This window comes from Streptomyces chisholmiae, from assembly GCF_031845445.1.
Lineage (GTDB): Bacteria > Actinomycetota > Actinomycetes > Streptomycetales > Streptomycetaceae > Streptomyces > Streptomyces chisholmiae.
Window position 1 is genome coordinate 18,933 of the sequence record NZ_JAVREO010000017.1, and the last position, 14,375, is coordinate 33,307.

Sequence of the window (14,375 nt, forward strand, 5' to 3'; positions counted from 1 at the left end):
GGGAGGGGCCGAAGCGGGTGGCCCGCGGTCGCCCGGGCCGGCCACCCGGATGCTCCGGCGGCCGGGCACGGCGAACGGGCCTCGGTGGTGCGTGAACGGGCACGGGTGGTGCGATACGGAACGGCGGCGATCAGTCGTGCTGGTGGCACATGTTATAAAACGGGCCGGAAGCGGTCAGGTGGTAATCCGATCCGGTCACGCCGGGCAGCCGTGGGTGTGGGCGCCAGCTGAGCCCCCGTCGCCCCCGGCGGCGCGCCGGCCACCCCGCCCCGACCGGGGCGAGAGGAGACGGCTCCCCGCACCGAACGATGGTGCCCCGTCCCGAACCCTGGAGCAAGCACGAGGTGCCCAGGTGGCGGGGAGCCGCCACCCGGGCACGCGCGGTGCGGGCGCGGTCTAGCCAACGACCGCCGGGGGACGCACCGTCAGGGCGGAGAAGTCGCGCACCGCCGGATGGTCCCCGACGCCCGCCCGGTAGTGCGGCTCACCAGGGCGGCGCACTCCCACGGCGCGCCAGCCCGCGGCGCGCGCCGCGTCCAGCTCGCCGGCCCGATCGGAAAGGAAGAGAATCCGCTCGCCGGGCAGTCCCAGATCGTCGGCGATCCGTCGATAGGAGTCGGCTTCGAGCTTGGGGCCGGCGTTCTCGGTGTCGTAGCACCGCCCGACCAGCTCCAGCAGCGAGCCGCCGGCCGCGTGCCCGAACCAGGCGCGCTGGGCCGCAACCGAGCCCGACGAGTAGACGTGCAGGTCCAGTCCGGCGGCCCGCCAACGCCGCAGCGCCGGCGGCACGTCCGGGTAGAAGTGCGCGACCAGCTCGCCCCGGGCGAAGCCCTCCGACCACAGCAGGCCCTGGAGCGACTTCAACGGGGTGGCTTTGCGGTCCTCGGCCAGCCAGCCGGCCAGCACCGCCTCGATCCGGGCCGGCCCGGCCGCCGGTTCACCCAGCTCGGCCCGCACCGCGGCCACCGCCCGGCGCACCTCGGGGTGGTCGGCTCGCTCGGTGAGCAGTGCGCCGAACCGGGCCCTGGAGTACGGGTACAGCACCTCCACCACATAGCCGGTGGCGCTGGTGGTGCCCTCGATGTCCAGCACCACGCACGCCGCCCGCTCCCGGTGCCCGGTCACCCGAGGGCCGCCCGGTCCGCGGCCAGGGTGTCGAAGTCCGGGAAGCGGGTGGCGATCTGGTCGCCGGTGAAGTTCCCGATCCAGCCGTCCTCCTCGTGGAAGAAGCGGATCGCGGTGAAGGAGGGACGGGTGCCCATGTCGAACCAGTGGGCGGTGCCGCGCGGCACGCCCAGCAGGTCGCCGCGCTCGCAGTAGACGGCGTGCACCTCGCCGCCCACCCGGAGGTAGAAGACGCCGGCGCCGGCCACGAAGAAGCGGACCTCGTCATCGTCGTCGTGGGTGTGTTCGCTGAGGAACTTCTGCCGGGCACCGGCGGCCTTGGCCGCCCACTCGGGGTCGTCGCTCGGGTGCAGCGAGACCACGTCCACGGTGCTGAAGGACTCCTCCGCGTTCAGCTTCTCGACCTCGGTCCGGTAGGCGGCCAGCACGGTCGCGGGGTCGGCGCCGGGCGGGACGTCGTCGCGCACCGGCCACCGCTCGTAGCGGACGCCGAGCGGGGCGAGCGCGGCCCGGATCTCGGTGGGGTCGGTGGTCCGGCGCACCGTGGTCTCGGGGCCCGACTCCGGCCAACTGGTCAGCAGGGTCATGGCGGTTCTCCTGGTCTGGGTGGTGGGGTCTGGTGCTGTCTGGTGATCCGGGGGCGGTCCGTGGCGGTCCGCGGGTGGCTCGGCCAGCGGCTCGGCCGAGGTGGTTCAGACGGTGCTCAGCGGGCTGTCGGCCGCCGCCGGCCGGCCGCCCGCCGGCCCGAGCGAGGCCAGCCGGTCGGCCGCCGCGCGCAGCACCGCGGGCCGCTTGCAGAAGGCGAAGCGGACGAACGGGGCGCCCAGCTCCGGACGTTGGTAGAAGACGGCGCTCGGCACCGCGACCACCCCGGCCCGGTCCGGCAGCGCCCGGCAGAAGGCGACGCCGTCCCGCTCCCCGAGCGGCCGGATGTCGGCGGTCACGAAGTAGGTGCCGGCCGGCCGGAAGACCCCGAACCCGGCCCGTTCCAGGCCGGCGACCAGCAGCTCCCGCCGGTCGGCCAGCTCCGCGCGCAGCCCGTCGAAGTACGCCGGCGGCAGCCGCAGCGCCTTGGCCACCGCGTACTGGAGCGGCCCGGCCGGCACATAGGTCAGGTACTGCTTGACCGCCAGGACCGCGCCCAACAGGTCGGCCGGGGCGGTGAGCCAGCCGATCTTCCAGCCGGTGAACGAGAAGGTCTTGCCCGCCGAGCCGACGGTGACGGTCCGCTCCCGCATCCCGGGCCAGCCGGCCAGCGGCAGGTGCTCGACCCCGTAGACCAGGTGCTCGTAGACCTCGTCGGTCACCACCAGCAGGTCGTGCTCCACGGCGAGTTCGGCGATGCCAGTCAGCTCGGCGCGGGTCAGCACGGTGCCGGTCGGGTTGTGCGGCGAGTTGACCAGCAGCAGCCGGGTGCGGGGGGTCACCGCCGCCCGCAGCTCGGCCGGGTCCAGCCGGAACGCGCCCCGCTCCGGCCGCAGCGGCACCGAGACCCGGACCCCGCCGGCCAGCGCGATGGCCGCCGCGTACGCGTCGTAGGCCGGGTCCAGCACCACCACCTCGTCGCCCGGTGACACCAGCGCCAGCAGCGTCGCGGCGATGGCCTCCGTCGCCCCGGCCGTCACCAGCACCTCGCGCTCCGGGTCGAACGCCAGCCCGTAGCGGGCCCGTTGGTGGTCGGCGACGGCGGCCCGCAGCTCGGGGACACCCGCCACCGGCGGGTACTGGTTGCCCCGGCCGGCGCGCAGCGCGGCCACCGCCGCCTCCCGCACCGAGTCCGGGCCGTCCTGGTCGGGGAAGCCCTGGCCCAGGTTGATCGCTCCGGTCCTGGCGGCCAGTTCCGACATCTCCGCGAAGACGGTGGTGCCGAAGGCGCGCGGCCGGCGGGGGTGCCGCCGGCCGCTCGCCGTCACGGCAGCTCCAGCGGCGGGTCGATGCCGTCAAGGGCGTGCGTGCAGGGGCAGTCGCGGCTGGTCGGCAGCGCGGCGACGGTGCGCAGCACCAGCTCCTTGAGCCGGTCGATGTTCGCCGCGAAGACCCGGAACACCTCGTCCTGGGCCACGCTCTCCGCCGCGTCGATGCCCGCGTCCAGGTCGGTGACCAGCGCCACCGAGGTGTAGCAGAGGGCCAGTTCCCTGGCCAGCACGGCCTCCGGGTGGCCGGTCATGTTCACCAGCGACCAGCCGGCCGCCGCGTACCACTGGGACTCCGCCCGGGTGGAGAAGCGCGGCCCGTCGATCACCACCATGGTGCCGCCGTCCCGCACCTCGGCGCCGGCGGACGCCGCCGCCTTGAGCACCGCGCCCCGGCCCTCCGCGCAGTAGGGGTCGGCGAACGAGACGTGCACCGCGCCCTCGTCGTAGTAGCTCTGGGTCCGGCCGGTGGTGCGGTCCACCAGCTGGTCGGGGACGGCGACCGTGCCCGGCCCCCAGTCCCGGCGCAGCGAGCCGACCGCGCACGGCGCGAGGATCTGCCGCACGCCCAGCGCGCGCAACCCCCAGATGTTGGCCCGGTAGTTGATCCGGTGGGCCGGGTAGCGGTGGCCCTGCCCGTGCCGGGGCAGGAACGCCACCCGGCGCCCGGCCACGGTGCCCACCGTGATGGCGTCCGAAGGCGCCCCGAAGGGCGTGTCCACGGTGACGCGTTCGGCGTCGGTGAGCAGCTCGTAGAAGCCGCTGCCGCCGATGACCGCGACCTCCGCCGTCTCAGTCGTGCTGGTCATGCCGGTGTCCGTTTCTGCTCGTGGGTGCGGCGGCCCGCGCGGGGCCTGGGAAGGTCGGGGCGGTCAGGGCGGGAGACGACCGCGGGGCCGGGCCGCCGGCCGGCGGCACCCCCAGGGTGATCAGCTGGGCGATCGCCTCGAAGCACTCCAGCCGGTCGCGGGCCTGCGCCAGGCTGGCGCCCCAGACGGTGATCCCGTGGTCGGCGATCAGCAGCCCCGGCGGCGGCCGGTCGGCGCCCTTGAGGAACTCCGCCACCTCGTCGGCGATCCTGGCCACCTGCGGCCAGTTGGGGAAGACCGGCACCTCGGCCCGGCTCGGGTCGGCCAGCCCCAGCCCCTTGAGCAGCTCGAAGCGCTCCAGCGGCAGCGTGCCGGGTCGGCCCCGGTCGGCGTACCGGCAGGCCACCGCGGTGGCGTGCGGCGAGTGGACGTGGATCACCGCGGCGGCGTCCGTCGCCTGGTAGATCGCGGCGTGGATCACCGTCTCGGCGGACGGCCGGGGTGCGCCGGGCCGCAGCCCGACGCCGGTCTCGGCGTGCACCGCGACCATGTCGTCGGCGGTGAGTTCGCCCTTGGCCAGGCCGCTCGCGGTGATCAGCGCGACGTCGCGCCGCGCGCCGTCGCCGCGCCGCGACAGGTTCCCCGACGTGCCGGGCATCCAGCCCCGCTCGTACAGGACCCGGGAGAACGTGGCCAGTTCACGGCCGGCCGCGGCGGCGAGGGCGGTGTCGGACGGTCGGTTCGGCTGGGGTCCGCTCATCAGGCCGCCACCTCGCTGAGCGCGGCCACCCGGTGGTCGGCGAGCCGCTCGGCGCCGCCGAGCCCGGTCAGCTCGACCACCACCGCCATCCCGGCGACCTTGGCGTCCGCCGCCGCCACCAGCTCGGCCACCGCGGCCAGCGTGCCGCCGGTGGCCAGCACGTCGTCCACCACCAGCACCCGGTCGCCGGGCGCGACGGCGTCGCGCTGCAACTCCAGGCTGTCCGTGCCGTACTCCAGCGTGTAGGCGGCCTGGTGGGTGGCGCCGGGCAGCTTGCCCGGCTTGCGGGCCAGCGTCAGCGGCACGCCGCGCCGGGCGGCGATGACCGCGCCCAGCACGAAGCCGCGGGACTCGACGGCCAGCACCCGGTCGTAGGCGCCGGCGAACAACGCGTCAGCCCGGTCGGCGAGTTCGGCGAGCAGGCCGGGCTCGGCGTAGAGCGGCGAGAGGTCCTGGAAGACCACGCCGGGCCGTGGGTGGTCGGGGTAGCCGCGCAGCAGGCCGACGATCCGCGCGGCGACCTCGCCGTCGGTCGCCTCCGGAGTGGCGGTTGCCTCCGAGGTGGCGGTCGCCTCAGGTACCGCGGTCGCCTCCGAGGTGGCGGCCGGGCCCGGCGTGGTGGCCTGGCCCGCGGTGGCGGCCGGCGTGGTCCGGCCGCCGGCCGGCCGGAAGACCTGCCGTTCGGTGACCACCGCGGTGATCAACTCGGCCGGCGTGACGTCGAACGCCGGGTTGTACGCCCCGGCGCCCTCCGGAGTGGTGCGCGCCCCGGCGAACGTGGTGACCTCCTCACTCGCGCGCTCCTCGACCACGATGCCCGAGCCGTCCGGCAGCTGCCGGTCCCAGGTGGACTCCGGCGCCACCACCACGAACGGGATGCCGTGCCTGGCCGCCGCCACGGCCAGCCCGTAGGTGCCGATCTTGTTGGCGGTGTCGCCGTTGGCGGCGATCCGGTCGGCGCCCACCAGCACGCAGTCCACCAGGCCCTGGGCCATCGCGGCCGCCGCCGCCGAGTCGGCCAGCACCCGGTACGGCACCCCGGCCTCGGCCAGTTCCCAGGCGGTCAACCGGGCGCCCTGCAACAGCGGCCTGGTCTCGTCCACCAGCACCTCGGCCACCCGGCCCGCGTCGGCCAGCCGGCGGACGGCGCCCAGCGCGGTGCCGACCGAACCGGTCGCCAGCCGCCCGGTGTTGCAGTGGGTCAGCAGCCGCAGCGGTCGGTCGGGGGTGAGCGAGAGAACCAGCTCGGCGGCGCGCGCCACGGCCCGGGTGTTGAGCGCGGCGTCCTCGTCGAGCATCGCCACCGCCTCGGCGAGCACCGCCGCCGGGCCGTCCGGCAGCCGGGTCAGCACCCGGCGCACGCCCCACTCCAGGTTGACCGCCGTGGGCCGGGAGGCGATCAGCCGCTCGGCGTCGGCGCGCACCCGCGCGTCAGCCGCCGGGCCCGCGCCGGCGTGCAGGTGGGCGCTGAGCGCCACCCCGAGCGCGCCGGCCAGCCCGATCGCCGGCGCGCCGCGCACCGCCAGCGTCTGGATGGCCTCGATCACCTGGTCCACATCGGTCAGCCGCAGCCAGCTGGTCTCCGCCGGCAACCGCCGCTGGTCGATGGCGAGTACCGCGCCGTCCGCCCAGTCGACCGAGAACTCGCGTGCGGACGTGGCAGGTTGGCTGGTCATGCCGTCACCGCCCGGCGCAGCGCGTCGACCCGGTCGGTGCGCTCCCAGGTGAAGTCCGGCAGCTCCCGGCCGAAGTGGCCGTAGGCGGCGGTCTGGGCGTAGATCGGGCGCAGCAGGTCCAGGTCACGGATGATGGCGGCCGGCCGCAGGTCGAAGACCTCGGCGATGGCCCGTTCGATCCGCTCGACGGGGACCGCGGCGGTGCCGAAGGTCTCCACGAAGAGCCCGACCGGCTCGGCCTTGCCGATGGCGTAGGCCACCTGTATCTCGCACCGCCTGGCCAGCCCGGCGGCGACCACGTTCTTGGCCACCCAGCGCGTCGCGTACGCCGCCGAACGGTCCACCTTCGACGGGTCCTTGCCGGAGAACGCGCCACCGCCGTGTCGCGCCATCCCGCCGTAGGTGTCCACGATGATCTTGCGGCCGGTCAGCCCGGCGTCGCCCATCGGGCCGCCGATCTCGAACCGGCCGGTCGGGTTGACCAGCAGCCGGTAGTTCCCGGTGTCCAGCTTGACGCCGTCGTCGTCGAGCCGGGCCAGCACCGGGGCCACCACCAGCTCGCGGATGTCGGGCGCCAGCAGCCCCTCCAGGCTGATGTCCGGCGCGTGCTGGGTGGAGACCACGACGGTGTCCAGCCGCAGCGCGGTGTCCCCGTCGTACTCGATGGTGACCTGCGTCTTGCCGTCCGGCCGCAGGTAGGGGATGGTGCCGTCGACCCGGACCGTGGTCAGCCGGTCGGCCAGCCGGTGCGCGAGGTGGATCGGCAGCGGCATCAGCTCCGGCGTCTCGTCGGTGGCGTACCCGAACATCAACCCCTGGTCGCCGGCGCCCTGTTGGTCGAGGGTGTCGGCGCCGCCGGCGGTGCGGGCCTCGTAAGCGGTGTCCACGCCCTGGGCGATGTCGGGTGACTGGGCGCCGAGCGAGACGGAGACCCCGCAGGAGGCGCCGTCGAAGCCCTTGGTCGACGAGTCGTAGCCGATGCCCAGCACGGTCTCCCGCACCAGGGCGGCGATGTCCACGTACGCGGTGGTGGTCACCTCGCCGGCGACGTGCACCTGTCCTGTGGTGACCAGCGTCTCCACCGCGACCCGGGCGCCCGGGTCGTCGCGCAGCAGGGCGTCGAGCACGGTGTCACTGATCTGGTCGGCGATCTTGTCGGGATGCCCCTCGGTCACGGACTCCGAGGTGAACAGTCTGCGGGACATGACTCTCCAGAGAGGTGGATGGGGCGGGTGGGGTGAAGAGGGGTGAAAGTCGGGGCGCGCGCCCGCGCGTACGCCGTCGTGCGGGCGGCCGCGCGCCGGATGGACAGCGGTGGACGACGAGAAGGGACGGGGTGACCGGGGAGTGGTCAGGCGGAGACGTGCTCCGCGACCTCGAAGCGCAGGGTGCGCCGCACGGTGCCGATCAGCGCGGCCAGCGCGGGCCCCGACGGGGCCGAGAGCCGGACCTTGGCCAACTCGGTGCCCAGGTCACGGGTGGTGGGCACCCGGTCGCCCACCCGGTGCGGGACGAGCAGCTCGTCCACCCCCGGCAGCCGGCGCGCCAGCTCCAGGCCGGTCAGCGACCTGAGCACCCCGGGTGGGCCGTCGTTCCGCAGGAAACACATGCCGATCGTCGCGTCGAACCGCGGCGGCCGGTCGGCCAGCGCGGGCCGGCGGCCCAGGTAGCAGGCCAGCGTGTCGTGGTAGGGCCGCCAGTCGCTGTGCCGCTGCCACATCACCGGGATGCCGGCGCCCGGCAGCCGCGCCCCGATCTCGATCAACACCGGTCCCGAGGCGTCGAGTTTGACCTCCACATGGCAGGGCCCGAGCCGCACGCCGAACGCGTCCAGCACCGCCAGCGCGAACCGCTCCACCTCGGCCCTGGCCGGCGACCGGCCGTCGACCTGGACGAAGTCCCAGTACGGGTTGTCGTAGTCGCCCGCCGACGGCAGCCGGTACTCCCAGGTGTCCAGCACAGTGTGCCGGCCGTCCACGGTGAAGGTGTTCACCGCGAACTCCTGGCCCCCGACGTACTCCTCGACCAGCCACTGGTCGACCCGGCCGCCGAACAGGTCCCGGCGGTCGCTGTCCAACACCGGTGCCAACGTGTGGAGTTCGGCCTCGTCCCGGACCAGCCGGACGTGGTGCGACGCGGCCCCGGTGGCCGGCTTGACGATCACCGGGAAGCCGATGGCCTGCGCGGCCGCCGCCACCCCGGCCGCGTCGGCCGCCACCCGGTACGCCGGCACCCGGAGCCCGGCCCGCCGCGCCAGGTCGCGCATCAGCCGCTTGTCGCGGCAGGCCCGGGCGCTGGCCGCCGGGTTCCCCGGCACGCCGCACAGCTCGGCCAGCTCGGCCGCCCGGCCGACCCCCGGCTCGGTCGCCGGCACCACGGCCGCCACCGAGTCGGTCAACTCCCGGACCCGGGCGGCCAGTCGGGCCGGGTCGTCGCCGTAGAGACTGACCGCGTCGCCGCGCCGGTGCTCCGGGTCCATCGCCGCCACGGTGTCCCGGTCGTAGGTGTACACCCCGATCACCGGCCGGCCCAGGTCGGCCGCCGCCCGCTTGAACGGGGCCCCGTTGAGCACCGCGTCGACCAGCACCACCGGCTCCGTCAGGCGGGGGCCGCCCGCGCCGGCCGCCGGGCTCGCCGACGGTTCGACCATGGTCCTCATGCCGGCCCCCCGTCCGCGGGCACCGTGCCCAGCACCCGGGTGACCAGCGGCGGAGCCACCCGGACCCGCACCGCCTCGGCCGCCGCCCGGGCCGCCCGCACCGCCTCGGCGGCGGTGCCGGCCCGGCTGCGCGTGGCGGCCACCCGGGAGTCCGAGTTGGCGGGGTGGGCGATCTCGTCGCCCGGGTCGAGCAGCGGATGCGTCTCCACCGAGCCGCCCGCCGGGACCGCGCCGGGCGGCGGCGGTTCGGCCGCGACCAGGGTGCCGCCGCCGGTCGGCAGGGTGAACCAGATCGCCGAGTACCGCTCGGGACCGGGATCGGCCAGCGCCGCCCGCACCTCCGGCAGCACCCGCTGGCCGAGCGCCTGCCGTGCCACCAGCCGGGGGTAGTCCAGCCCGGTCACCTCGCCGACCAGCTCGGGGATCTCGTCCCCGGCCAGCCGCAGATGGGTCTCGATCACCCGCGGACCGGCCGCGGTCAACACCACCTCCGTGTGGGTCGGCCCGTGCCCGACGCCGAGCGCGTCCAGCGTCGCGGCCACCAGCCCGGCCACCGCCAGCTCGGCGGCGGCGTCCAGCCCGGCCGGCGCCAGGTGCCCCAACTCGACGTAGCCGTCCGGCTCGTAGAACTTCCGCACCACGGCGAGCACCTGGTGCTCGCCGTCCTCGGAGAGCGCCTCCACGCTGAACTGCGGCCCCTCGTGGAAGCGTTCGGCCAGCACCCCGGCCCGCGGCACCCCGGCGAAGCCGGCCGCCGCCCGGTCGAAGGCCCCGACCGCCGCCGCCTCGTCCGGCTCGCGCAGCACCGTCACGCCGACGCTGCCGGCGCCCTGGAGCGGCTTCACCACCACCGGGCCGCCGTGCTCGGCGAGGAAGGCCAGCAGTTCGCCGGCGTCCGCGACCAGCGCCGACGGCGTCGGGTCGACCCCGCGCTCGCGCAGCCGCTCCCGCATCGCCCGCTTGTCCGCCACCAGCCGCACCGTCTCGGGGTCGTGCCCCGGCAGCCCCAGCGCGCCGGCTACCGCGGCGGCCCGGTCCTGGTCCAGCTCCCCGAAGGCGACCACCCGGGTGAACGGGCGGTCCTGGTCAACGGACTTGGCCAGCTGCGTCCACTGCTCGTCCGCCGCCTGCCCGGCCACCCCGAGCACCGCGTGGTGGGCGCTCAGGGCCGGCGCGTAGCCGAGGAAGTCGATCCGGCACATCAGTGTGGTCGTGGCGCCCAGCTCGCGCAGCAGCGGGGCGGGCCCGCCGCCGGTGCCGACCACCAGCACATGCTCGTTCACCCGCGCACCCCTTCCTTCTCCCGTGCCTGCCACGTCTTCCGGTCCGCCCCGGCGGGGCCCGCCGGCGGTTCCCGGCGGGCCACCTCCTCGGCGTCCGCGACCCGCTTGGCGACATAGCCCTCCCAGGCCGTGCCGAACGGCACGTACAACCGGACCGGCACCCCGGCCGCGGCCAGCCGAAGTGCCTCGTCGGAGCGCACGCCGAGCAGCAACTCCACCGTGGCCCCGGGCAGTTCCGGCAGCAGCCGACCCCACATCCGGTGGTCGTGGGTGGCCAGGCTGAGCGGCGTGCCGGCGGCGGCCACCCGGCGGGCCAGCCGGACGAACGCCGTGTCGATCTCCGCCCGGTCCTGGAGCGCCGTCGCCGCGGTCTCCCGGAAGCCGCCCTTGACCAGCCGGACCGGTACCCCGGCGGCGACCAGCCGGTCCAGGTCGGCCGCCGCCCGGCGCAGGTTGGCCTGGACGGTCGCGCGGACCGGCACGCCCAGCCGGTGCGCGCCGAGCACCGCGCGGAGCACGGCCTCGGCCCGGCCACCGTCCTCCGCGCCCACCTGGACCATCCGCCCGGCGGGCAGCGCGTCGGCGATGGTCCGCAGCGCCCGCACGCACGTCTCGACGGACACGTCGACGCCGACGTGCGGGGTGTCCACCTCAAGCCAGCTGGAGCCGGGCAGCCCGCCCAGCGCCCGGGCCACTTCGGCGTACCGCGCGGTCTGGGCGTCCGCGGTGCCCGCGTCGGCCGCCTCCGCCGCCGCCAACCAGCCGATGTTGCTGGCCAGTCCGGCGGCGGCCAGCGACTCGGCGCGCGCCACGGCCGCCGGCCACTCGGTGCCGGCGAGATAGCGCCGGCCCTCGGCCCACAGCTGTTCCCTGCTCTTCGTCGGTTCTGTTCTGGCGACCATGACGCCCCGCCTCAGCCGATCGGGGTCAGCGGCAGGGGCTTCCCGACCTCGGCCCGCAGCAGGTTGGTGTCGATCGACGTCATCCGCCGGTCGCCGTCGCTGATCCCGCCGTTCTTCGACCTGGCCTCGACGAACTCGTCCAGGATCTTCCGGTCGGCGGCGGGCGACATGTAGTACATCGTGTTGACGTACCAGGTCCAGCCCAGCTCGTTGATCTGGTACGAGTCGGCCCGCTCCTCGAACATGCCGGCGGCCACCAGCTGGTGGAAGCGGTCCGCCACCTCGCCCGGCACCCGGTCCCACGGGATGCGGTCCTTGGCGATCCGCCCGTGGTAGGGGAGGCTCAGCACCAGCCCGCGCTCGTACGGCACGTGGTCGGCCTGGGTGACCTTGACCTTCAGGTCGTCCTTGTCCAGCAGGTTGCGGACATAGCTGGTGCGGCTCTCGTCGTTCATGATCGTCCAGTCCAGGGACTGGGTGGTGGCGCTGGCGCCGAACCCGATCAGGTCGTCGTCCCAGTGCGCCCAGCAGTACTCGTGGTACTTGTTGGTGTAGCGCTGGCTGATGAACTCGCTCTCCTGCTCGGGGTTCTCCAGCCGGGCGTAGCCGTGGCCGTTGTAGAGCCGGAAGCCGGAGTTGCGCAGGTAGTGGTTGGCGAAGACGGTCAGCCCCATCTTGTCCACGTAGCTCAGCGCCTTGAGCTTCTTCCCGGCGTATCCGGTGTGCAGCGCGTTCTGCGTGACCAGGTGGTTGATGGGATAGAACTCGCAGGACTCGGTGCCCAGGTCGATCGCCTTCTGGATGTCCTCGGCGAAATCGGCCGTGGTCTGGCCGTGCATTCCGTAGAGAATGTCGAAGCTGCGGTAGTCGAAGTACTCGCCGAGCAGGTCGACCACCCGGTAGGTGTCCTCCAGCGTGGCGGTGATGTTGAACAGCTCGCGGTAGCGCGGGTTGAACGTCTGGAGCCCGAGCCGCGCCTTGTTCACGCCGATGTCGCGGAACGCCTCGCACTTCTCCCGGGTGACGCTCTTCACCTCCATCTCGATGGTGAATTCCTCAAGCCGGGACAGGTCGAAGCACTCGTGGATGACCGCGCCGATCCGGCGGATCTGGTCCGGGGTGAGAATGCTCGGCGTGCCCCCGCCGAACCATATGACGCGCGGCGGGACTCCGGTGATCGACTCCCAGGCCGCCTTCGTCCGCACCTCCTTGATCAGCGCCTGGACGTACAGCTCGATGGCCTCGCTGCCTTCGGCCCCGACGCCCCGGTTCAACATGCAGAAGGTGCAGATCGTCTCGCAGAACGGGATGTGGAAGTAGAGCGCCCGGCTGCGGATCGGCCTCGTGTCCAGACGCGTGAACGCGTCCCGGAACTGGATGGTGTCGGTTTCCTGCCCCTTCAGCGGATAGAGCCAGTTGTACACCGGGAGTTGCTGGTCGAACTTGATGAAGCCGTTGTTCGGGTTGAGCTTCACTGCGTTTCCCTTCGCGGGCTCGGAGTTCGTTCCTTGCTGGTGCTGCTTTCCGTGCTGTGCTTGTTCTGGGGGTGCTTTTCCGGGAGTGTTCGGTGTTGCTCGGTTCCGCTCGGCGTTTCGGTGGTTCAGCTGACCAGCTGGGCGGCCTTGATCTCGGCCGCCACCTTGTCCTTCACCTCGGAGTTCAGCTTGGCCCGCAGCTCCGGCTCCACCCCACGGTCGAGCACCTGCACGTGGTGCTGGCAGTCACCCAGTGCGCCGACCAGCTCGCTGATGATCAGCTCAGGCCGGCACCGCTGCCCGCAGGTGAAGGCGTCGAAGAAGAGCGACCGCTCCCCGGGATAGGTGTGCACGGAGACGTGCGACTCGGAGAGGAGATAGATGGCGGTGAAGCCGTTCGGCTCGAAGTGCTTGACCTGCGTGCCGCAGACGGTGGCCCCGGAACGCTGGATACCAGCCTCCAGGCTTCTCATGATCAGGGCCTCGTTGTTGATGACCATGGGGGCGATGTTGTAGACGTCGGCGACGACGTGCCGCCCGGAGAACTCGAACTCAGACATCCAGCTCTTCCCATTCGCTGCAGTGAGTGGCGATTTCCATGCACTGACGGAGATGCTTCTCGACCTCCTGTTCGTCCGCGCCCTCCACGGTGAAGGCGAGATAGGAGTCGGTGCTGCCGTGCGCTCCGTCGAACACCCGGGGCACCGCGGTCTTGACGATGAAGTCCCTGACGAAGTCCGCCTCGGCGGGCGGCCGCCGGACCGCCACCAGCCGGCCCCGGCGGGGCGGCACCAGCAGCCAGCCGTACCGCCGACCGGTGTCCACGAGCGGCACCTCGGCGCCGTCCCGCAGTCCGATCTGGTGCTCGATCCACAGCCGAGCGGGGTTGACGCCGGTCGCGTAGGTGAGGGTCTCCATGATGTGCGCGCCGCCCAGCCGGCAGGCGATCTCGCAGAACCGCAGCTCGCCGGAGGCGGTGCGGAACACCTCCAGGTGGAAGGGGCTGAAGTCCAGCCCGGGCAGCGCGCTCACCACCCACTCGGCGAACTCGGTCAACCGGGCGTGCTCCACCGTGCCCTGGTCCAGCTGCACGCTGCCCAGCGGCAACGCCTCGTGGAAGGAGAGGCAGTTGTTGAGATAGCGCGAGGCGGCGGCGAAGAGCACCTTGCCGTCCCTGGCGAAGCCGTCGATGTGCAGCACCTCGCCCTCGGTGAAGGACTCCAGCAGCACGTCGTTCGGGTCCCAGACGGCGGCCGCCGCGGCCAGCTCGGCGGCGTCCCGCACCAGCCGCACCCCCATGGAGGCGTAGCCGAGTCGTGGCTTGGCCACCACCGGGTAGCCCACCCGCTCCGCGAACCGGGCGGCGTCGGCGGCCGAACTCGGCACCAGGAACTCGGGCGTCGGCACCCCGGCGGCGGCGACCGCCCGCTTCATCACGAACTTGTCGCGCCAGGGCAGCGCGTCCGCGTACCGCAGCCCGGGCAGGCCGTGCCGGTCGCGGACCCGGGCGCAGCGCAGGATGTCGTCCTCCGTGACGTGGACCAGGGTCCGCACCCCGCCCGCGGCGCAGAGCCGTTCCAGCTGCTCCTCCACCTCGGGGGTCTCGGAGTAGCCGTCGAAGGACAGCAACCTCGGCAGCGTGCCGGCGTAGGAGTCCCTGGCCTCGGCGCTGGTGATCAGGGTCAACTCGTCGCGCACCGGGTGCAGCCAGTCGCCGAGCGGGGTGACGGTGGACGGGATGCGATGAGCCATCAGGATTCCGCTCATCTGCTC

Annotated in this window: 13 protein-coding genes; all 13 read right to left on the bottom strand. The window is 73.8% G+C overall.

Going from position 1 to position 14,375, the window contains the following annotated elements; genetic code table 11:
* Positions 1-396: 396 nt before the first annotated feature.
* Positions 397-1,125: an acireductone synthase gene (gene mtnC / locus RM844_RS24540; protein ID WP_311669539.1), complete on the bottom strand. Its 729-nt coding sequence runs from the start codon at positions 1,123-1,125 to the stop codon at positions 397-399.
* A complete protein-coding gene (locus RM844_RS24545) occupies positions 1,122-1,712 on the bottom strand; it encodes a 1,2-dihydroxy-3-keto-5-methylthiopentene dioxygenase (protein WP_311669540.1) in 591 nt (196 codons plus the stop codon). Before RM844_RS24545 ends, mtnC begins: the two co-directional genes overlap by 4 nt.
* A 105-nt stretch (positions 1,713-1,817) precedes the next feature.
* Positions 1,818-3,038: a pyridoxal phosphate-dependent aminotransferase gene (locus RM844_RS24550; RefSeq protein WP_311669541.1), complete on the bottom strand. Its 1,221-nt coding sequence runs from the start codon at positions 3,036-3,038 to the stop codon at positions 1,818-1,820.
* The gene (locus RM844_RS24555; RefSeq protein ID WP_311669542.1) at positions 3,035-3,847 is read right to left on the bottom strand and encodes an S-methyl-5'-thioadenosine phosphorylase; all 813 of its coding nucleotides are present in this window, start codon (positions 3,845-3,847) and stop codon (positions 3,035-3,037) included. Before RM844_RS24555 ends, RM844_RS24550 begins: the two co-directional genes overlap by 4 nt.
* A complete protein-coding gene (gene mtnB / locus RM844_RS24560; protein WP_311669543.1) occupies positions 3,831-4,607 on the bottom strand; it encodes a methylthioribulose 1-phosphate dehydratase in 777 nt (258 codons plus the stop codon). The genes RM844_RS24555 and mtnB overlap by 17 nt, the downstream gene beginning before the upstream one ends.
* Positions 4,607-6,283 carry an S-methyl-5-thioribose-1-phosphate isomerase gene (gene mtnA, locus RM844_RS24565; protein ID WP_311669544.1) on the bottom strand — a complete coding sequence of 559 codons (1,677 nt, stop codon included), beginning with the start codon at positions 6,281-6,283 and terminating at the stop codon, positions 4,607-4,609. The genes mtnB and mtnA overlap by 1 nt, the downstream gene beginning before the upstream one ends.
* Positions 6,280-7,488 (bottom strand): methionine adenosyltransferase, encoded by a 1,209-nt coding sequence (gene metK / locus RM844_RS24570; RefSeq protein ID WP_311669545.1) that lies wholly within the window; start codon positions 7,486-7,488, stop codon positions 6,280-6,282. Before metK ends, mtnA begins: the two co-directional genes overlap by 4 nt.
* Before the next feature lie 146 nt (positions 7,489-7,634).
* The gene (locus RM844_RS24575; protein ID WP_311669546.1) at positions 7,635-8,942 is read right to left on the bottom strand and encodes an ATP-grasp domain-containing protein; all 1,308 of its coding nucleotides are present in this window, start codon (positions 8,940-8,942) and stop codon (positions 7,635-7,637) included.
* Entirely contained in the window at positions 8,939-10,225 is a 1,287-nt protein-coding gene (locus RM844_RS24580; protein ID WP_311669547.1) for an ATP-grasp domain-containing protein, read from the bottom strand. Before RM844_RS24580 ends, RM844_RS24575 begins: the two co-directional genes overlap by 4 nt.
* On the bottom strand, positions 10,222-11,127 hold the full coding sequence (locus RM844_RS24585) for a hypothetical protein (protein WP_311669548.1): 906 nt from the start codon (positions 11,125-11,127) through the stop codon (positions 10,222-10,224). The genes RM844_RS24580 and RM844_RS24585 overlap by 4 nt, the downstream gene beginning before the upstream one ends.
* 11 nt (positions 11,128-11,138) lie before the next feature.
* On the bottom strand, positions 11,139-12,602 hold the full coding sequence (locus tag RM844_RS24590; RefSeq protein ID WP_311669549.1) for a radical SAM protein: 1,464 nt from the start codon (positions 12,600-12,602) through the stop codon (positions 11,139-11,141).
* Positions 12,603-12,727: 125 nt separating this feature from the next.
* The gene (speD, locus tag RM844_RS24595) at positions 12,728-13,162 is read right to left on the bottom strand and encodes an adenosylmethionine decarboxylase (RefSeq protein WP_311669550.1); all 435 of its coding nucleotides are present in this window, start codon (positions 13,160-13,162) and stop codon (positions 12,728-12,730) included.
* Complete coding sequence (locus tag RM844_RS24600; RefSeq protein ID WP_311669551.1) at positions 13,155-14,369, bottom strand: ATP-grasp domain-containing protein; 1,215 nt, start codon at positions 14,367-14,369, stop codon at positions 13,155-13,157. The genes speD and RM844_RS24600 overlap by 8 nt, the downstream gene beginning before the upstream one ends.
* Positions 14,370-14,375: the final 6 nt, after the last annotated feature.